The 20,171-nt window shown below is 66.1% G+C and carries 17 protein-coding genes; 8 read left to right on the top strand and 9 right to left on the bottom strand.

The annotated features are described in order from the left end of the window. Positions 1-86: 86 nt before the first annotated feature. The 7 genes from DN388_RS14425 (at position 87) to yccS (ending at position 11,280) form a co-directional block, all read left to right on the top strand. Complete coding sequence (locus DN388_RS14425) at positions 87-1,889, top strand: acyl-CoA dehydrogenase (RefSeq protein ID WP_255000616.1); 1,803 nt, start codon at positions 87-89, stop codon at positions 1,887-1,889. Between the two features lie 31 nt (positions 1,890-1,920). Then, the gene (locus DN388_RS14420) at positions 1,921-3,363 is read left to right on the top strand and encodes a TldD/PmbA family protein (protein WP_255000614.1); all 1,443 of its coding nucleotides are present in this window, start codon (positions 1,921-1,923) and stop codon (positions 3,361-3,363) included. After that, positions 3,363-4,694 (top strand): TldD/PmbA family protein, encoded by a 1,332-nt coding sequence (locus DN388_RS14415; protein ID WP_255000612.1) that lies wholly within the window; start codon positions 3,363-3,365, stop codon positions 4,692-4,694. Before DN388_RS14420 ends, DN388_RS14415 begins: the two co-directional genes overlap by 1 nt. A 110-nt stretch (positions 4,695-4,804) precedes the next feature. After that, positions 4,805-6,232, top strand: a complete 1,428-nt coding sequence (gene mdtD, locus DN388_RS14410) for a multidrug transporter subunit MdtD (RefSeq protein ID WP_043863589.1) — start codon at positions 4,805-4,807, stop codon at positions 6,230-6,232. Between the two features lie 105 nt (positions 6,233-6,337). Next, on the top strand, positions 6,338-7,675 hold the full coding sequence (dbpA, locus tag DN388_RS14405; RefSeq protein WP_229589801.1) for an ATP-dependent RNA helicase DbpA: 1,338 nt from the start codon (positions 6,338-6,340) through the stop codon (positions 7,673-7,675). A gap of 121 nt (positions 7,676-7,796) precedes the next feature. After that, complete coding sequence (locus DN388_RS14400; RefSeq protein ID WP_043863590.1) at positions 7,797-8,978, top strand: NAD(P)/FAD-dependent oxidoreductase; 1,182 nt, start codon at positions 7,797-7,799, stop codon at positions 8,976-8,978. A gap of 121 nt (positions 8,979-9,099) precedes the next feature. Continuing rightward, complete coding sequence (yccS, locus tag DN388_RS14395) at positions 9,100-11,280, top strand: YccS family putative transporter (protein WP_043863622.1); 2,181 nt, start codon at positions 9,100-9,102, stop codon at positions 11,278-11,280. Here the strand turns inward: yccS and DN388_RS14390 are convergent, their stop codons facing one another. After that, a complete protein-coding gene (locus DN388_RS14390) occupies positions 11,281-12,018 on the bottom strand; it encodes an ABC transporter substrate-binding protein (protein WP_043863591.1) in 738 nt (245 codons plus the stop codon). A 242-nt stretch (positions 12,019-12,260) separates the two neighbouring features. Between DN388_RS14390 and DN388_RS14385 the strand changes: the two genes are divergently transcribed. Further along, positions 12,261-12,713: a GNAT family N-acetyltransferase gene (locus tag DN388_RS14385; protein WP_054915757.1), complete on the top strand. Its 453-nt coding sequence runs from the start codon at positions 12,261-12,263 to the stop codon at positions 12,711-12,713. A 68-nt stretch (positions 12,714-12,781) separates the two neighbouring features. Here DN388_RS14385 and DN388_RS14380 read toward each other — a convergent pair whose 3' ends face one another. From DN388_RS14380 to epd, 8 genes are all read right to left on the bottom strand, one after another. Beyond that, the gene (locus DN388_RS14380) at positions 12,782-13,078 is read right to left on the bottom strand and encodes a helix-turn-helix domain-containing protein (RefSeq protein WP_043863593.1); all 297 of its coding nucleotides are present in this window, start codon (positions 13,076-13,078) and stop codon (positions 12,782-12,784) included. Between the two features lie 17 nt (positions 13,079-13,095). Next, entirely contained in the window at positions 13,096-13,596 is a 501-nt protein-coding gene (locus tag DN388_RS14375) for a YgjP-like metallopeptidase domain-containing protein (protein WP_043863594.1), read from the bottom strand. Next, positions 13,511-15,766, bottom strand: a complete 2,256-nt coding sequence (locus tag DN388_RS14370; protein ID WP_255000599.1) for a bifunctional diguanylate cyclase/phosphodiesterase — start codon at positions 15,764-15,766, stop codon at positions 13,511-13,513. The genes DN388_RS14375 and DN388_RS14370 overlap by 86 nt, the downstream gene beginning before the upstream one ends. 264 nt (positions 15,767-16,030) lie before the next feature. Next, on the bottom strand, positions 16,031-17,095 hold the full coding sequence (fba, locus tag DN388_RS14365) for a class II fructose-bisphosphate aldolase (protein WP_043863595.1): 1,065 nt from the start codon (positions 17,093-17,095) through the stop codon (positions 16,031-16,033). A 100-nt stretch (positions 17,096-17,195) separates the two neighbouring features. Beyond that, on the bottom strand, positions 17,196-17,522 hold the full coding sequence (locus DN388_RS14360) for an MliC family protein (RefSeq protein ID WP_043863596.1): 327 nt from the start codon (positions 17,520-17,522) through the stop codon (positions 17,196-17,198). Between the two features lie 51 nt (positions 17,523-17,573). Then, positions 17,574-17,792 (bottom strand): hypothetical protein, encoded by a 219-nt coding sequence (locus tag DN388_RS14355; RefSeq protein ID WP_043863597.1) that lies wholly within the window; start codon positions 17,790-17,792, stop codon positions 17,574-17,576. 32 nt (positions 17,793-17,824) lie between these two features. Beyond that, positions 17,825-18,988, bottom strand: a complete 1,164-nt coding sequence (locus DN388_RS14350) for a phosphoglycerate kinase (protein ID WP_043863598.1) — start codon at positions 18,986-18,988, stop codon at positions 17,825-17,827. Positions 18,989-19,000: 12 nt separating this feature from the next. Continuing rightward, entirely contained in the window at positions 19,001-20,068 is a 1,068-nt protein-coding gene (gene epd / locus DN388_RS14345; RefSeq protein WP_043863599.1) for an erythrose-4-phosphate dehydrogenase, read from the bottom strand. Positions 20,069-20,171 lie beyond the last annotated feature (103 nt).

Genomic DNA, 20,171 nt, shown 5'->3' with positions numbered 1-20,171 from the left:
ACCCCTCATCACCCCCACCTATTAACCTGTCCACCTCCCGCCCGCATGCCTAGACTCGGCCCCATCCCCACCAAGGTATGGCCGCCATGTCCGACACCCTGCTCAGCGCCCGCAACCTGGCCTTCGAACTCTACGAAGTGCTCGACGCCGAAGCCCTCACCCAACGCCCACGCTTCGCCGAGCACAGCCGCGAAACCTTCGATGCCGCGCTGCACACCGCTCGCACCCTGGCCGAAAAATACTTCGCCCCGCACAACCGCAAGGGCGACGAGCACGAACCACGCTTCGAGAACGGCCAGGCCATCCTGATTCCCGAGGTCAAACCTGCCGTCGACGCCTTCCTCGACGCCGGATTTCTCAACGCCAACCGCGACTTCGAGGCCGGCGGCATGCAGTTGCCCACCCTGCTCTCGCAAGCCTGCTTCGCCCACTTTCAGGCCGCCAACGCCGGCACCACCGCCTACCCGTTCCTGACCATGGGCGCCGCCAACCTGATCGAGAACTTCGGCACCGACGAGCAAAAGCGCCTGTTCCTGCAACCGATGATCGAGGGCCGCTTCTTTGGCACCATGGCCCTCACCGAACCCCACGCCGGCAGCTCGCTGGCCGATATCCGCACCCGCGCCGAACCCGCCGCCGACGGCAGCTTCCGCCTCAAGGGCAACAAGATCTTCATCTCCGGGGGCGATCACACGCTGTCCGAGAACATCGTGCACCTGGTGCTGGCCAAACTCCCCGACGCACCACCCGGGGTAAAGGGCATTTCGCTGTTCATCGTGCCCAAGTTCCTGGTCAACCCGGACGTCAGCCTGGGCCAGCGCAACGATGTCGTGCTGGCCGGCCTGTTCCACAAGATGGGCTGGCGCGGCACCACCTCCACCGCACTCAACTTCGGCGACAACGGCCAGTGCGTCGGCTACCTGATCGGCCAGCCGCACCAGGGCCTGGCCTGCATGTTCCAGATGATGAACGAGGCGCGCATCGGCGTGGGCATGGGCGCGGTGATGCTCGGCTACGCCGGCTACCTGTACTCGCTGGACTACGCCCGCCAGCGCCCGCAAGGCCGCCTGCCCGACAACAAGAACCCCGCCACCGCCGCCGTGCCGATCATCCAGCACAGCGATGTGAAACGCATGCTGCTGACCCAGAAAGCCTACGTCGAAGGCGCTTTCGACCTGGGCCTGTACGCCGCCCGGCTGTTCGACGACAGCCATACCGCCGCCACCGAAGACGAGCGCCAGCAGGCCCAGCAACTGCTCGACTTGCTGACCCCGATCGTCAAATCGTGGCCGTCCGAGTTCTGCCTCAAGGCCAATGAGCTGGCGATCCAGATCCTCGGTGGCCACGGCTACACCCGCGATTACCCGGTAGAGCAGTACTACCGCGACAACCGCCTGAACCCGATCCACGAAGGCACCCACGGCATCCAGTCACTCGACCTGCTCGGGCGCAAGCTGGCCCAGCACGGTGGCGCCGGCCTCAAGCAACTGGTACGCCTGATCGCCGGCACCTGCGCCCAGGCCCATGCCTACACCCGCCTGGACCCGTTGCGCGAACCGCTGGAACAACTGCTCAGCCGCCTGCAGCACGTGACCCTGGGCCTGCTTGGCGAGTTGTCCACAGGCCAGGTCAACAGCGCCCTGGCCAACTCGGCGCTGTACCTCAAGGCCTTCGGTCACTGCGTGATCGGCTGGCGCTGGCTGGAGCAGGCGATTCGCGCCGAACAGGGCCTGGCCCGCGGCAACCCGGCCGATACCGGGTTCTATCGGGGCAAGTTGCAGGCCGCACGGTTTTTCCTCACCTGGGAAGTACCGGCCTGCCATAATGACCTCGCATTGCTCGAGGCCCGCGACGACACCTGCCCGGGCATGCACGAGGAGTGGTTCTGAGGGGGAACCACCGTCACCCGGAGGTTCGCGCATGTTCGATTTCACCGCGCCGCTGCGCCAGCGTTTCGCTGGCCTGAACAGCGGCGCCGAGTTTTTCTCCCTGCGCTATGTGCAGGAAGCCCACCAGCACCTGTCGGTGCGCAAGAACATCGCCGAACCACCCAGCCTGACCCGCGACCAGGGCGCGATGCTCACCGTGCGCGTCAACGGCGTGGAGGCCTACGCGGCCACCGCCGACCTGTCCCAGGCCGGCCTGCAACGCGCCCTCGACCAGGCCGAGGCGCTGGCCCGCCAGATCGCGCGCCACGCCCTGCTCGACCTGCGCGAGCAACCGGTGTCCAGCGCCCGCGCCGACTACTGCTCGCCCAACCTCAACAGCACCTTCCCGGCCCTGGCCGACTGCTATGAACTGCTGGCCCGCGAATCGGCCAGCGTGCCGGGCGATTCGCGCCTGGTGAACTGGCAGGCCAGCCTGGGACTGAGCACGGTCGAGCAGATCTACCTCAACAGTGCCGGCGCCGAACTGCGCCAGGCGCAACGCTTCGTGTTCCCCGGCATGAGCGTCACCGCCTTCGACGGCAGCGACAGCCAGAGCCGCAGCCTGGGCCGCGAGAACTTCGGCCAGCAGGGCGGCGTGGATGTGATCGAGCGCTGCGGCCTGCTCGGTGCCGGTGCCCAGGTGGCCGACCAGGCCCTGCAACTGCTGCTGGCGCCCAACACCCCGAGCGGGGTACGCGACCTGCTGCTGATGCCCGACCAGATGATGCTGCAGATCCACGAGTCCATCGGCCACCCGCTGGAGATGGACCGCATCCTGGGCGACGAGCGCAACTACGCCGGCACCAGCTTCATCAAGGTCCAGGACTTCGGCCACCTGCAGTACGGCTCGGCACTGCTCAACGTGACCTTCGACCCGGCCATCCCCGAAGAGCTGGCCAGCTACGCGCACGATGACGACGGCACCCCGGCCCACAAGCAGTTCCTGATTCGCGAGGGTGTACTGGTGCGCCCGCTGGGCGGTGCGCTGTCACAGTTCCGCTCGGGCCTGGACGGCGTGGCCAACAGCCGCGCCTGCGGCTGGAACCGCGCACCGATCGACCGCATGGCCAACCTCAACATCGAGCCGGGCGACAAGTCCCTGGCGCAACTGATCGGCGGCATCGAGCACGGCATCCTGATGCGCACCAACCGCTCGTGGTCCATCGACGATGCGCGCAACAAGTTCCAGTTCGGCTGCGAATGGGGCCAGTTGATCGAGCACGGCGAACTCAAGGGCGTGGTCAAGAACCCCAACTACCGCGGTATTTCCGCCGGTTTCTGGCGCAACCTCAGCGCCGTGGGCGACGCCAGTACCTTCCAGGTGCTCGGCACGCCCAACTGCGGCAAGGGCGAACCCAACCAGGTGGTGCGCGTGGGCCATGCCTCGCCGGCCTGCGTGTTCAGCCAGATCGACGTATTCGGAGGAGACGCCTGATGGCCGCCAGCCCTTTGCACAACTTCCAGGACCTGGTCGCATGGCTGCGCGACAACGTGCGCGCCCCCGAACAGTTCACCCTGAGCTACAGCGCCGAGCAGTCGCAATTCATCCGATTCAACCATGCCAGGGTGCGCCAGGCCGGCGACGTGCAACAGGCCGGCGCGAGCCTGAAGCTGATTGCCGACGGTCGCCAGGCCGACCTGCACCTGACCCTCAGCGGCGAGCCGGCGCTGGACCGCGAGCGCCTGCACCAGGCACTGGCCGAGCTGCGCCAGATCCTGCCGCTGATCCCTGCCGACCCGTACCTGTTGCTCAACGACAGTGCCTGGCACAGCCATCAGGTACAGGACGGCCCGCTGCCAGATACCACACGGGTGCTCGAGCAGATCGAACACGGCGCCGGCGCGCTGGACCTGGTGGGCATCTATGCCGCCGGGCCGATCAGTCGCGGCTTTGCCAGTTCGTTCGGCGCCTCTGGCTGGCATCAGGCCAACAGCTTCAATTTCGACTTCAGCCTGTTCCACGCCAACGGCCAGGCGGTGAAGGCCAACTACGCCGGGCAGGTGTGGGACAACGCCGCGTTCGCCCGGCGCCTGGCCCAGGCCCGCGAGCAGCTGGAGTACCTGGGTCGTCCACTCAAGACCCTCGCCCCCGGCCAGTACCGCGCCTACCTGGCACCGGCAGCGATGGACGAGATCATGGGCATGCTGTGCTGGGGCGGTTTTTCGGCGCAGGCCATCGCCAGCAAGGACAGCCCGCTGCAACGCCTGTATGCCGGCGATGCGGCATTGAGCCCGCTGGTGAGCATCACCGAACAGGTCAGCGGCTCGCTGAGCCCGGCGTTCTCCGGCGAAGGCTACCCACGCAGCGACGTGCAGCTGGTGGACGCAGGGCAGGCGCGCGAACAGCTGACCAATGCGCGCAGCGCCGCCGAGTTCGAGCAGGTCGCCAATGGCGCCGAGGCCCACGAGTGGCCGAGCGCCTTGAGCCTGGCCGCCGGCGAGCTGGCGCTGGATGAGGTGCTCGCCAGGCTGGGTACGGGGCTGTACATCAGCAACCTGTGGTACCTGAACTACTCCGACCTGCCGGCGGCGCGCATGACCGGGCTGACGCGCTTTGCGACATTCTGGGTCGAGGACGGTCAGATCCAGGCGCCGGTCAGCACCATGCGCTTCGACGACAGCGTATACAGCCTGCTCGGCTCGCAGCTGGAGGCGCTCACGACCGAGCGCGAGCTGATCCTGTCGACCAGCACCTACGGACAGCGCCAGACCAGTTCGAGCCATTTGCCGGGGGCGCTGGTCAAACGCCTGACGCTGACATTGTGATGCCGCCATCGCGGGTCAAGCCCGCTCCCACAGGGATCACCGCCGCCCCTGTGGGAGCTGCGGTTCGACGCTTCGACTTGCCCGCGAAGGGGCCCTCAAGGACATAGAGCATGCCCAACCGCACCCCGCTGGACCCCGTCACCGCCCGCTGGATTCCCTGGGTGGTGGCCATCGCCTTCTTCATGCAGTCGCTGGACGGCACCATCCTCAACACCGCGCTGCCGGCCATGGCCCGCGACCTGGCGGAAAACCCGCTGCGCATGCAGTCGGTGATCATCGCCTACATGCTCACCGTGGCCCTGCTGATCCCGGCCTCGGGCTGGATCGCCGACCGCTTCGGCACCAAGCGCATCTTCTTCAGCGCGATCCTGCTGTTCAGCATCGGCTCGCTGCTGTGTGCACTGTCCAACAGCCTCGGCATGCTGGTCGGCGCCCGCGTGATCCAGGGCCTGGGCGGCGCGCTGATGCTGCCGGTGGGGCGCCTGGTGGTGCTGCGCGCCTACCCGCGCACCGAACTGGTGCGCATCATGAGTTTCATCACCATCCCCGGCCTGCTCGGCCCGCTGCTGGGCCCGACCATGGGCGGCTGGCTGGTGGAGTACCTGAGCTGGCACTGGATCTTCCTGCTCAACCTGCCGGTCGGCGCGCTGGGCTGCTACGCGGTGTGGAAGTTCATCCCCGACCTGCGCGGCTCCGAGCGCACACGCTTCGACGGCGTGGGCTTTGTGCTGTTCGGCGCCGCGATGGTGCTGATCACCATCGCCATGGAGGGCCTGGGCGAGCTGCACCTGCCGCACCTGCGCGTGATGCTGCTGCTGTTCGCCGGCATGGCGTGCCTGGCCGCCTACTGGCTGCGCGCCGGCAGCATCGACAACCCTCTGTTCTCGCCCCGGCTGTTTCGCACCCGCACCTTCTCGGTGGGCATCCTCGGCAACCTGTTCGCCCGCCTGGGCAGCGGCGCACTGCCGTTTCTGGTGCCGTTGCTGCTGCAGGTGGCGCTGGGCTATTCGCCGTCCCAGGCCGGCATGAGCATGATCCCGCTGGCCGCCTCGGCAATGGTCGCCAAGTCCATCGCCCGGCCGCTGATCGAGCGCCTGGGCTACCGCACCATCCTCACCGGCAACACCCTGCTGCTGGGCGTGTTGCTGTGCAGCCTGGGGCTGGTCAACGAACACACCCCGTATGCCCTGCTGCTGGTGCAACTGGGGCTGCTGGGGGCGGTGAACTCGCTGCAGTTCACGGCGATGAACACCGTGACCCTGATCGACCTGGACGACGCCAGCGCCAGCAGCGGCAACAGCCTGCTGTCGGTGGTGGCGCAGCTCTCGCTGAGCCTGGGTGTGGCCTGCGCCGGCGCACTGCTGGGCGGCTTTACCGGCGCCGGCAGCGGCGATGGGGTGGAGACCACGCTGGGCGCGTTCCAGCTGACCTTCCTGACCATCGGCCTGATGTCGATGCTGGCGGCAGCGATCTTCATGCAGCTGTCCAGGGCGGACGGAAGGCGTGCCCGTCGTCCGGAACCGGAGATCGAGGCTTAGGGCTAATGGCCACGAGGCTGGTACACTGCGCGACATTTTGTTTTGCAGGCCCGCCTCGTGACCACCATTGCCACCGAATTCGCCACCTTGCCGCTGTCCGCCGCCATGCTGGCCAACCTGGACGCCCTCGGCTACGCCCAGATGACCCCGATCCAGGCCCAGAGCCTGCCGGTGATCCTCAAGGGCATGGACCTGATCGCCCAGGCCAAGACCGGCAGCGGCAAGACTGCCGCGTTCGGCATCGGCCTGCTCAACCCGATCAACCCGCGCTACTTCGGCTGCCAGGCCCTGGTGCTGTGCCCCACCCGCGAGCTGGCCGACCAGGTGGCCAAGGAGCTGCGCCGTCTGGCCCGCTCCGAAGACAACATCAAGATCCTGACCCTGTGCGGCGGCGTGTCCCTGGGCCCGCAGATCGCCTCGCTGGAACACGGCGCGCACATCATCGTGGGCACCCCGGGCCGCGTGCAGCAGCACCTGCGCAAGGGCACCCTGGTGCTCGACGGGCTCAACACCCTGGTGCTCGACGAAGCCGACCGCATGCTCGACATGGGCTTCTACGACGCCATCGCCGACATCCTCGGGCAAACCCCGGAGCGTCGCCAGACCCTGCTGTTCTCGGCCACCTACCCGGCCGGCATCAAGCAGCTGTCGGCCGCATTCATGCGCAACCCGCAGCAGGTCAAGGCCGAGTCGCTGCATGCCGACACGCAGATCGAGCAGCGCTTCTACGAGATCTCGCCCGAGCAGCGCATGGACGCGGTGACTACCCTGCTGGCGCACTTTCGTCCGCAGTCGTGCGTGGCGTTCTGCTTCACCAAGCAGCAGTGCCAGGAAGTGGTCGATCACCTCAAGGCCAAGGGCATCGCCGCCGAGTCGCTGCATGGCGACCTGGAGCAGCGCGACCGTGACCAGGTGCTGACCCTGTTCGCCAACCGCAGCACCTCGGTGCTGGTGGCCACCGACGTGGCCGCGCGCGGGCTGGATATCGACGCGCTGGACATGGTCATCAACGTGGAGCTGGCGCGGGACTCGGAAATTCACGTGCACCGCGTGGGCCGCACCGGGCGTGCCGGCGAGAAGGGCCTGGCGGCGAGCCTGGTGGCCCCGTCCGAAGCGCACCGCGCCCAGGCCATCGAGCAGCTGCAGAAGGCGCCCCTGCGCTGGGAGCAGATCGACAGCCTCAAGCCCCAGGCCGGCGGCCCGCTGGTGCCGACCATGAGCACGCTGTGCATCGGTGCCGGGCGCAAGGACAAGCTGCGGCCGGGCGACATCCTGGGTGCGCTGACCGGTGATGCCGGCATCCCGGGCACCCAGGTGGGCAAGATCGCGATCTTCGATTTCCAGGCCTTCGTGGCGGTGGAACGCGGCGTGGCCAAGCAGGCGCTGCAGCGGCTCAACAGCGGCAAGATCAAGGGGCGCTCGCTGCGGGTTCGCATCGTCTGAGTCGTTTATCGCCTATCAGGGCCTCATCGCGGGTCAAGCCCGCTCCCACAAGGACTTGCGTACCTCCTGTGGGAGCGGGCTTGACCCGCGATAGCTTCAACACCTATTTGAGGATTTTGCAGTGCGTTCCACCGAAGTGATCATCATCGGCGCTGGCGCCGCCGGCCTGATGTGCGCCATCCACGCCGCCAACCGCGGCCGCCAGGTGCTGCTGCTGGACCATGCCAACAAGCCCGGCAAGAAGATCCTGATGTCCGGTGGCGGGCGCTGCAACTTCACCAACCTGTACACCGAGCCGGCCAACTTCCTCTCGCACAACCCGCACTTCTGCAAGTCGGCCCTGGCCCGCTACACCCAGTGGGACTTCATCGAGATGGTCGGCAAGCACGCCGTGCCCTATCACGAGAAAAAACTCGGCCAGCTGTTCTGCGACAACAAGTCCAGCGACATCCTCGACATGCTGCTCAGCGAGCTTCAGAGCGCCGGCGCCGAACTGCGCATGGACACGCGCATCGAGCAGATCGAAAAGCTCGAGCATGGCTACCTGCTCGAAACCAGCATGGGCACGCTGCAATGCCAGTCGCTGGTGATCGCCACCGGCGGCCTGTCGATCCCGACCCTGGGCGCCACCGGTTTCGGCTACCAGGTGGCCCGCCAGTTCGGCCACACCCTGCTGCCGACCCGCGCCGGGCTGGTGCCCTTCACCATCACCGAGCCGCAGCTCAAGGCCATGTGCACCGAGCTGTCGGGCACCTCGGTGGACTGCGTGGCCAGCTGCAACGGCACCAGCTTTCGCGAGAACCTGCTGTTCACCCACCGCGGCCTCAGCGGCCCGGCGATCCTGCAGGTGTCGTCGTTCTGGCACAGCGGCGACAGCGTCGAGATCAACCTGCTGCCCGAGCATGACGCCCTCGCCTGGCTGCAACAGCAACAGGCCGAACGCCCCAACAGCGAACTCAAGACCCTGCTTGGCGAGGTCTTCACCAAGAAGATGGCCAACCTGCTGGCCGAGCACTGGTTCGTGTCCCGGCCGATGAAGCAGTACACCCCGGCCGAACTGGCCGAGGTCGCCGACAAACTGGCGGCCTGGCAGGTGGTGCCGGCCGGCACCGAGGGCTACCGCACCGCCGAAGTCACCCTGGGCGGGGTCGACACCCGCGAAGTGTCGTCCAAGACCCTGGAGTCGCTGAAAAGCCCCGGCCTGTATTTCGTGGGCGAAGTGCTGGACGTCAGCGGGCACCTGGGCGGGTTCAATTTCCAGTGGGCTTGGGCATCGGCCTACGCGGCCGCGCAGTTCGTCTAACCTTCGCGTTAGAATCGCGCATCACGGAACAAATTTTGCTGGTACGTGACCACGGTGACAGTTCGCTGCCACCGTGACCGGCTCAATTTCGATCATCGCCAAGCAGGCCTGCCGCCCTATCATGTCATCGTCTTCCTTGCGTCACTCGCTGCGTCGTTTGTGGGCCCTGGACAAGTTCAGCTACAGCATCCGGGTATTGATCGCGCTGACCGGCAGCATGGCGCTGTGCTGGTACCAGGACGAGATGGGGCTGCTGATCCCGCTATTCCTGGGCATCATCGCCAGCGCCCTGGCCGAGACCGACGACAGCTGGCAGGGCCGGCTCAACGCCCTGGCCGTGACCCTGGTGTGCTTCACCGTCGCTGCGCTGTCGGTGGAGCTGCTGTTCCCCTACCCGATCCTCTTCGGCTGCGCCCTGGCGCTGGCGGCATTCGCGCTGACCATGCTCGGCGCGCTGGGCGAGCGCTACGGCGCCATCGCCTCGGCCACACTGATCCTGTCGGTGTACACCATGATCGGCGTGGACCAGCGCGGCGGCCAGGTCACCGACTTCTGGCACGAGCCCTTGCTGCTGGTGGCAGGCGCCGCCTGGTACGGATTGCTGTCGGTGCTGTGGCAGGCGCTGTTCTCCAACCAGCCGGTGCAGCAGAGCCTGGCGCGGCTGTTTCGCGAACTGGGCCGCTACCTCAAGCTCAAGGCCACCCTGTTCGAGCCCATCCGCCAGCTGGACGTGGAGGCCCGCCGCCTGGAACTGGCCCAGCAGAACGGCAAGGTGGTGGCCGCCCTCAACGCCGCCAAGGAAATCATCCTGCACCGCGTGGGCAATGGCCGCCCCGGCTCCAAGGTGAGCCGCTACCTGAAGCTGTACTTTCTGGCCCAGGACATCCACGAGCGCGCCAGTTCCTCGCACTACCCCTACAACGCTCTCACCGAGGCGTTCTTCCACAGCGACGTGCTGTTTCGCTGCCAGCGTTTGCTGCGCCAGCAGGGCAAGGCGTGCGTGCAGTTGTCCGAGTCGATCCAGCTGCGCCAGCCGTTCGTCTACGACACCAGCTTTGCCGCCGCACTGGAAGACCTGCACGCCTCGCTCGAGCACCTGCGCATCCAGAGCAACCCGGCCTGGCGTGGCCTGCTGCGCTCGCTGCGGGCGCTGGCGGCGAACCTGGCAACCCTCGACCGCCTGCTCGGCGATGCCAGCAACCCCGACAACCTGGCCGACAACAGCGACTCGAGCCTGCTCGACCGCTCGCCGCGCAGCCTCAAGGATGTGTGGAGCCGCCTGCGCCAGCACCTCACGCCGACCTCGCTGATCTTTCGCCACGCCCTGCGCCTGCCGCTGGCGCTGTCGATCGGCTACGGCATGGTGCACCTGATCCACCCCACCCAGGGCTACTGGATCATCCTCACCACGCTGTTCGTGTGCCAGCCCAGCTATGGCGCCACCCGGCGCAAGCTGGTGCAGCGGATCATCGGCACCGCCATCGGCCTGACCGTGGGCTGGGCGCTGTTCGACCTGTTCCCCAGCGCGATCATCCAGTCGCTGTTCGCGGTGGCCGCCGGGGTGGTGTTCTTCGTCAACCGCACCACCCGCTACACCCTGGCCACGGCGGCGATCACGCTGATGGTGCTGTTCTGCTTCAACCAGATCGGCGACGGCTACGGCCTGTTCCTGCCGCGCCTGTTCGACACCCTGGTGGGCAGCCTGATCGCGATCCTGGCGGTGTTCCTGTTCCTGCCCGACTGGCAGGGCCGTCGGCTGAACAAGGTGCTGGCCAACACCCTGAGCTGCAACAGCACCTACCTGCGCCAGATCATGCAGCAGTACGCCCAGGGCAAGAGCGACGACCTGGCCTACCGCCTGGCCCGGCGCAACGCGCACAACGCCGACGCGGCGCTGTCGACCACGCTGGCCAACATGCTCATGGAGCCGGGGCATTTTCGCAAAGAGGCCGACGTGGGCTTTCGCTTCCTGGTGCTCTCACACACCCTGCTCAGCTACCTCTCCGGGCTGGGTGCACACCGTGACAGCGCACTGGCACCCGAGGCCCACGAGCAGTTGATCGACGGCGCGGGTGCCAGCCTGGCCGCCAGCCTCGACGAAATTGCCACTGGCCTTGCCAGCAAGACCCCGGTGGCGATCCACAGCGACGCCGAGGAAGCCCTGGCGGCGAGCCTTGAGCAGATGCCCGAGGAAATGGACGAGAACCAGCGCCTGGTGCAGACCCAGCTGGCACTGATCTGCCGCCAGCTGGGCCCGCTGCGCACACTGGCCGCGCACCTGATCAAGGACACCCCGGCCTGACTACAGGCCGTAGTCCTTGAGCAACCGGGCATAGCTGCCATCGGCCTTCATGGCGGCGATGGCCTTGTCGAAGCCGGCCACGATCTGGGCATGCTGCGGATGCCTGAGGCTGACCAGGATGTGCAGGCTGTTCTCGCTCACCGGCTTGCCGAAGAACTGCACGCGGTTGCGCACGTTCGCGCTTTCACGCTGCAGGTAGTAGCGCGCCACGTATTCGTCCTCAAGGGTCAGGCGCACCCGTCCGGCAGCCAGCATGCCCACCGCCACCGAAAAGTCGCGCACCGGCACCTTCTGCAGACGCCCGTCATTGTCGAATTCGGCCGCATAGGCATAGTCGCGCACCACCGCGATGGCGTGCGGGTAGAGATCGCTCAGGGTATCGAAACGCAGCACGTCGCCCTTGCGCTTGAGCAGCCGCACGCGGTTGCTCAGGTAGCCTTGGGAGAAGGCCCCGATGCGGGTACGCGCATCGCTCTGCCAGGCGTTGATCAGCACATCGTAGCGGCCCTCGCCGATGCCCAGCAGCGCGCGCGCCCACGGCGCCTGCTCGAACTCGCTGGCAAACCCGGCACGCTCCAGGGCGGTGGTGACAAGGGCGGTGGCCAGCCCGCCCCTGGGTAGGCGGGCGTCGGTGAAGGGGGGCCAGGCATCGGCCACCAGCCGCAGTTTTTCGGCCTGGGCCGACTGGGCACAGAGCAGCAATCCAAGCAAACCCAAGGCTCGAAGCAGTGGCCGCATGCTCAAATCCCTTAGCGGATCGGGTCCGCGTTCTTGTTGAATGGCATGAGATTTCTGTTGGCGCAAAGCTAGGCTGCACGGCCAGATTACACAAAGATTCCGGTATCGGGCAGTGCCAGGTGATAGCTAATTGCCTCTATTTTTGCCGATTCCGCGCCGACTTGATCCATGGCAATTCGCGACCTTCGCCCTGAGGTGCTCGGCGTGGTTATGATCGGGGCATTACACAGGAGAGAAACGCGATGAGCATCGACTGGATCTGCAAGCATCACACCGACCTTGGCAAGCAACAGCTGTACGCGCTGCTGACGCTGCGCATCGAGGTGTTCGTGGTGGAGCAGAAATGCCCGTACCTGGAAACCGATGGCCAGGACCTGGAGGGCGACACCTGCCACCTGATGGCCTGGCGCGATGGCGAGCTGGTGGCGTACCTGCGTCTGCTGGACCCCGAGTCACAGGGCGGCGACGTGGTGATCGGGCGGGTGGTGATTGCGCCGTCGGCGCGGGGCGAGGGGCTGGGGCATGCACTGATGGTGCAGGGGCTGGCGCAGGCCGAGAAGCACTGGCCAGGGGTGCCGGTGTACCTGTCCGCACAGGCGCACCTGCAGGCCTACTATGCGCGGCACGGGTTCGAGGTGGCCGGGGAGGCGTATCTGGAGGATGGCATCCCGCACATCGGCATGCGCCGGGGCTAGACGCTTCGCCGGCAAGGCCGGCTCCTACAGGGGTAGGTGCAGGGGCCGGGCTTGCCGGCGGTGGGGCTTCAGGGGTAGCCCAGCACCTGGCGGATACTGCGCAGATGCTGGGTGATCCACTGCTTGTCGATCGCGCCCCAGTCACGTATCCGGTAATGCCCGGCATGGTTGCGCGCACCTTCCTGCTGCTCGAACTCGCACACGATGTCCAGGTCGGCCAGCGCCGCGATGGTGTCCTGCGCCGTGCGCCGCGGCATGCCGGTGGCCTCCATCAGCGCCGGCACGCTGCTGGCGGTACGGCTGTCGATCAGCCACGCCACGTACAGGCGACGATAGAAACTGGTCTTGGTCTTGCTCACTTCCATTGGCAATTCCCTTTCGCTCACTGGGCACCGGACAGGTCGCGCCAGGTCAGGTAGATGCGCAGGTCGAACTCCAGTTGATGGTAGCCCGGCTGCATGTATTCGCAGAGTTGGTAGAACGCCTTGTTGTGGTCGCTCTCCTTGAGGTGCGCCAGTTCGTGCACCACGATCATCTTCAGAAACTGCGGCGCCGCGTCCTTGAACAGCGAGGCGATGCGGATTTCCTTCTTGGCCTTGAGCTTGCCGCCCTGCACGCGCGATACCGCGGTGTGCAGGCCCAGCGCGCGGTGGGTGAGATCGAGGCGATTGTCGAACAGCACCTTGTCCAGGTTCGGCGCATTGCGCAGGTGCTCCTGCTTCAGGGCCTGGGCATAGGCATACAGCGCCTTGTCGCTCTGTACCGCATGGCGCTCGGGGTAGCGCTGGCGCAGGTAGTCACCCAGACGGTTCTGGGCAATCATCTGGCGCACCTGGTCTTGCAGGGCAGGCGGATAGGCTTGCAGGTACTTGAGTACGGTCATGGGCACGGGGCATTGCAGGCAAAGGCGTCAGTGTACTCAATTCCCCGGCCGCCTCGTTGCGCCAGTCGAAAAAAGCCGGGAAATCACCGGCGCGCTGCGCCGTCAGGGGCCGTGCCACCAGAAAGCCCTGGGCATAGGCGCAACCGTTTGCCTGCAGCCACTGCGCCTGCTCCCGCGTCTCGACGCCCTCGGCCACCACACACACGCCATAGTCGCGGCACAGACCGATGACACTGCGGACCAGCGCCGCGTCCGCCGCCGAACCGGGCAGGCGCGCCACCAGGTGCCGGTCGAGCTTGAGCGTGTCGATGGGCAGGTCGCGCAGCAGGCGCAGCGAGCACTCTCCCGCGCCGAAATCGTCCAGCGCCACTCGCACGCCCAGCTCGCGCAGCCTGCGCAACTGACGCAGCGCGATGTCGAGGTTGGCGGCCAGCGAGGTTTCCGCCACCTCCACCTCAAGCTGGGCCGGGCGCAGGCCATGGCTGGCGATCACCCGCCCCAGTTCCTCGACCAGGTTGGGCATGGCGAACTGCACGCGGCTGAGGCTGATGCTCAGCACCAGGTCCGGCTCGAACCGCGCTTCCCAGGCGCGCCGCTGCGCCGCACCCTGGGTGTAGATCCAGCTGGCCAGCCGCGAGACCAGCCTGGCCTCCTCCAGCAACGGCAGGAACAACCCCGGCGGCACATCGCCGACACTGGGGTGCTGCCAGCGCAACAATGCCTCGAACCCGCGCAGGCGACCATCGGCAAACGCCACCTGCGGCTGATACACCAGGCTGAAGTCGTGCCGCTCGATCGCGTCGCGCACACTGTCTTCGAGCATCAGGCGCGAGCGAGCACGACCGTTGAGCTCCTGGTCGTAGTAGCGGTACTGCTGGCGACCGGCCTGCTTGGCGGCATACATGGCCGCGTCCGCCGCACGCAGCAGGCCGTCCAGGTGCGGCCCGCAGTCGGAGTAGGTGGCGATGCCGATGCTCACGCCAAGCGTCACCTCCAGGCCGTCGATCTGCTGGCAGATGGACATGCGCTCGATCAGCTTTTCGGCAAAGCGCGCCGCCTGCTCCGGGTATTCCAGGGTATCGAGCAAGGCCGTGAACTCGTCACCGCCCATACGCCCGAGGATCGCGTAGGCGCCCAGGCATTCCTTGAGCTGTTCGCCCACCCAGTGCAGCACGCGGTCGCCGGCTGCATGGCCGAGCGAGTCGTTGATCCGTTTGAAACCGTCAAGGTCCATGTACATCAGGGCCTGGGCCTTGTCGGAATGCTCGCTGCGCAGCAGCGCAGCTTCGGCGGCCTGGCAGAACCCGCGGCGGTTGAGCAGCCCAGTCAGCGGGTCGGTAACGGCCTGGAACTCCAGCTGCTGGTGCAGGTTGCGCACCACCGACATGTCCAGCACCGTCACCACCATCGCCCGCTGCTCGCCGGGCAGCGCCGCGCACGACAGCGCCACCGGCAGCGGCAACCCGGAGGCGGTGATCAGCACGGCGTCGTGCAGGCGGTAGATGTCGCGCTCCTGGTAGGCCTGGTAGAACGCCGAGTCACACCACCGGGTTGGCACGGGCGACTGCACGAAGCCCAGCAGGTCTGCGCCCTGCAATTGCTCCACCGGGGCCTGGAGCAGGCGCGAGATGGCCGGGTTGGCAAAGCGGATGCGACCGTCCTCGGCCACCACCAGGATGCCTTCGGCGGCGTTGTCCAGCACCGAGGCGTTGAATGCGCGCTCGGCCTCCAGGTCGCGGCTCAGGCGCTGCAAGGCACGCCGGTTGCGCTGCTGGTCGAGCAGGGCCTGGACCTTGGGCTTGAGAATGTGCGGGTCGAATGGCTTGAACAGGTAGTCCACCGCGCCACTGGCATAGCCCTTGAGCACGGCCGCCTGGGACTGTTCGTTGGCGGTCAGGAAGATGATCGGGGTCAGGCAGGTGCGCTGGCTGCCGCGCATCAGGCGCGCGACTTCGAAGCCGTCCATGCCGGGCATCTGCACATCCAGCAGCACCAGGTCCACCTCATGCTCGAGCAGCGTGCTCAGGGCTTCGGTACCGGAGCTTGCGGTCAGCACACGCCAGTCCTCACGTGCAAGCAAGGCTTGCAGGCTGATCAGGTTTTCCGGGTAGTCATCGACGATCAGTAAAACCGAACCGCTGTCGTGAGTGTGAGGTTGCGCGCAATCCATGCTGCTTCTCTTGTGTAACGACGCCAGATTCCGGATGGAACTTGAGGCTTTACTCTAGACCTGGCTGAAACAAATCTGAAGTCAGCACATTGGCATCATCGGTATAAACAAAGTGTTGCCCGACTAACGGTCTGTCGCGTTGGGCCAGATCCGGTGTCCGTGGCGGCCCCGCAGCCGAAAACCCCCGGTTCCGGCCGGTGAAGCAGGCCGCACGGGCACAAAAAAACCCGCATCGCTGCGGGTTTTTCGTACAACCAACCAGGCTTAGTTGACCTTGGCGGCCAGCTCGCCCTTGGCATAGCGCTGGAACATCGCTTCGAGGGAGATCGGCTTGATCTTCGAGGCGTTGCCGGCGGTGCCGAAGGCTTCGTAGCGAGCGATGCACACGTCGCGCATGGCCTTGACGGTTTCACCGAAGAACTTGCGCGGGTCGAACTCGCTCGGGTTGGTGGCCATCAGGCGGCGCATGGCACCGGTGGACGCCAGGCGCAGGTCGGTGTCGATGTTGACCTTGCGCACGCCGTACTTGATGCCTTCGACGATTTCTTCAACCGGTACGCCGTAGGTTTCCTTGATGTCGCCACCGTACTGGTTGATGATCGCCAGCCACTCCTGCGGCACCGAAGACGAACCGTGCATCACCAGGTGAGTGTTGGGGATGCGCTTGTGGATCTCCTTGATGCGGTCGATCGCCAGCACGTCGCCGGTAGGCGGCTTGGTGAACTTGTAGGCGCCGTGGCTGGTGCCGATGGCGATGGCCAGGGCATCGACCTGGGTACGCTTGACGAAATCGGCGGCTTCTTCAGGGTCGGTCAGCATCTGGCTGTGATCCAGCACGCCTTCGGCGCCGATGCCGTCTTCTTCACCGGCCATGCCGGTTTCCAGCGAACCCAGGCAGCCCAGCTCGCCCTCTACCGAAACGCCGCAGGCGTGGGCCATGGCCACGGTCTGTTGGGTGACACGCACGTTGTAGTCGTAGTCGGTCGGGGTCTTGCCGTCTTCGCCCAGCGAGCCGTCCATCATCACCGAGCTGAAGCCCAGCTGGATCGAACGCTGGCACACGTCAGGGCTGGTGCCGTGGTCCTGGTGCATGCACACCGGGATGTGCGGGAATTCTTCGATCGCCGCCAGGATCAGGTGGCGCAGGAACGGCGCACCGGCGTATTTGCGGGCACCGGCCGAGGCCTGGACAATCACCGGGGAGTCGGTCTTGTCGGCGGCTTCCATGATGGCGCGCATTTGCTCGAGGTTGTTGACGTTGAAAGCCGGAACGCCGTAGCCGAATTCGGCGGCGTGGTCCAGCATCTGGCGCATGCTAATGAGTGCCATTGTGTATCTCTCTCCCGACAAGCGTCGTTTTTCGTGCAAGCCTGCCGCAGCGGCGGTTGCTATTCAAGTAGTGTGGGCCGACAGCGGTCGGCCCGGCCAGTCACGGTGCCTTGCAGCCCCGCCCTATCAAATCGTTGGTCGCTACCCAGTACACCAGGCCTTCATCGCCCTTGGTGTGCAGGGCCAGCACGCCATCGCTGTACAGCGCACCCGACGCACCGGGCTCCGGCTTGAGCCGGTAGACCTGATCGCCGCCACCAAGGCGTACATCCACCTCTTCCTGGCTGGCATCGGCAAACCGCCACAGTACCTCGGCCTGACTGTCACAGACCCAGCGGGTCCAGTTGTCGGTCGGGGCCGGGGTTGGCTTGAGGCTTGCGCAACCTGCCATCAGAACCAGGGCCATCAGGGCTACAACGCTTTTCATCGAATATCCTCTAGAAGACCACGAACCGGCCAACAGGTTGCCTCGAACCGATCAAGGGCAACCCGGGGCCTGGCGCTGGTGTTCCTCGTCATACTTCTCCAGCCCGTCCGGGCCGAGCCTCTTGTTGATCACCGGCACGGTCTCTGCCTGCCACTGCGACTGGTAGCAACCGCCCTTCGGCTTGCCGGGGGCATCCGCCGCAGGCTCCGGGCTGCCAGCGCAGGCGCTGAGCAGACCGGCCAGGATAAACACAGGCAACCGCTTGACCATCAGGTCACACTCCCTTTGCCAGGCTGAGCGAGTCAGGCCTTGGCCCGTTGTTCCAGCACGTCCACCGCCGGCAGCACCTTGCCCTCGACGAACTCGAGGAATGCACCGCCACCGGTAGAAATGTAGGAGATCTGGCTGGCCACGCCATATTTGTCGATGGCCGCCAGGGTGTCGCCACCGCCGGCAATGGAGAACGCGGCGCTGTCGGCGATGGCCTTGGCCAGGGTCCTGGTGCCGTTGCCGAACTGGTCGAACTCGAACACGCCCACCGGGCCGTTCCACAGGATGGTCTTGGACGACTTCAGCAGCTCGGCGAACTGTTCGGCGGTCTGCGGGCCGATGTCCAGGATCATGTCGTCCTCGGCCACCTCGCCCACCAGCTTGACGGTAGCCGTGGCGCTTTCGGCAAATTCCTTGGCCACCACCACGTCCACCGGCAGCGGCACGTTGACCTTGGCCGCGATGGCCTTGGCGGTGTCGATCAGGTCGGCTTCGTACAGCGACTTGCCCACCGGGTGGCCGGCAGCGGCCAGGAAGGTGTTGGCGATGCCGCCACCGACGATCAGCAGGTCGCACACCTGGCTCAGGCTGTTGAGCACGTCCAGCTTGGTCGATACCTTGGAACCGGCGACGATGGCGGCCATCGGCTTGGCCGGGGCCTTCAGCGCCTTGCCCAGTGCATCCAGCTCGGCGGCCAGCAGCGGACCGGCAGCGGCGACCTTGGCGAACTTGGCCACGCCGTGGGTCGAGCCCTCGGCACGGTGGGCGGTACCGAAGGCGTCCATCACGAACACGTCGCACAGGGCGGCGTATTGCTGGGCCAGTTCGTCGGCGTTCTTTTTCTCGCCCTTGTTGAAGCGCACGTTCTCGAACAGCACGATGTCGCCGGCCTTCACGTCCACGCCGCCCAGGTAGTCGGCCACCAGCGGCACCTCACGGCCCAGCGCCTTGCTCAGGTAGTCGGCCACCGGCTTGAGGCTGTTCTCGGCCGAGAACTCGCCTTCGGTCGGGCGCCCCAGGTGCGAGCAGACCATCACGGCCGCGCCCTTCTCCAGGGCCAGCTTGATGGTCGGCAGCGAGGCCAGGATGCGCGCGTCGCTGCTGACCACACCGTCCTTCACAGGCACGTTGAGGTCTTCGCGGATCAGTACGCGCTTACCTTGCAGATCGAGGTCGGTCATCTTCAAAACGGTCATGAATGCAGTCCTTCAGGGCTGTTTGCGAGTGGTGCTGGTTGAGTCCACGACGCGCAGAAAATGTTCGGCGACGTCGAGCATGCGGTTGGCGAACCCCCATTCGTTGTCGAACCAGGCCAGCAGGTTCACCAGGCGGGGGCCGCAAACGCGGGTCTGGCTGGCATCGACGATGGCCGAATGTGGGTCATGGTTGAAATCACAGCTGGCGTGGGGCAGTTCGGTGTAGGCCAGCAACCCCTTGAGCGGGCCACTCAGGGCCGCTTCACGCAGCACCTGGTTGACTTCGGCCGCGGTGGTATCGCGGGCGGTCTGCAGGGTGATGTCCAGGCACGACACGTTCACCGTCGGCACGCGTACCGCTTTGGCCTGGATTCGCCCGGCAAGTTCCGGCAGCAGGCGTTCGATACCCCGCGCGAGCCCGGTAGACACCGGAATCACCGACTGGAACGCCGAACGGGTGCGGCGCAGGTCTTCGTGGTGGTAGGCATCGATCACCGGCTGGTCGTTCATTGCCGAGTGGATGGTGGTGATCTGCACGTACTCGATGCCGAAGGCCTGGTCGAGCACACGCAGCAGCGGCACGCCGCAGTTGGTGGTGCAGGAGGCGTTGGATACCAGCCGTTCGCCGCCTTCAAGGCAATCCTGGTTGATGCCGTAGACAACGGTGGCGTCGACATCCGCCTCGCTGGCCATCGGCTGGGAAAACAGCACCCGTGGTGCGCCGGCGTCGAGGAAACGCTGGCCGTCGGCGCGGGTGTTGTAGGCCCCGGAGCATTCGAGCACCAGGTCGACGTCGAGCGCGGCCCAGTCGATGCCTTCGGGGGTGGCGCTGCGCAGTACTTTGACGCAGTCGCCATTGATATGCAGACAATCGCCGTCGACCCTGACCTCACCGGGAAAGCGCCCGTGGGTGGAGTCGAAGCGTGTCAGGTATTCGAGGCTGGCCTGATCGGCCAGGTCATTCAGTGCAACGATCTCGAAGCCCGCGCTGGCCCCCCGCTCAAAGAGTGCGCGCAGGACGCAACGACCGATGCGGCCGTAGCCGTTGAGTGCAACTTTGTAGGGACGCGGTTGGGGCATGGGATGCTCACGGAACAGAATGTTATCTGCAACCTGCAGGAACCGAGTCGCGGCAATCGCGGGTCAAGCCCGCTCCCACAAGGACAGTCGTGATCCCTGTGGG

The organism is Pseudomonas sp. S12(2018) (assembly GCF_024355235.1).
GTDB classification, from domain to species: domain Bacteria; phylum Pseudomonadota; class Gammaproteobacteria; order Pseudomonadales; family Pseudomonadaceae; genus Aquipseudomonas; species Aquipseudomonas palmensis.
The sequence above is the reverse complement of the archived record's forward strand: the minus strand, read 5'-3'. Positions and strand labels throughout refer to the sequence as shown.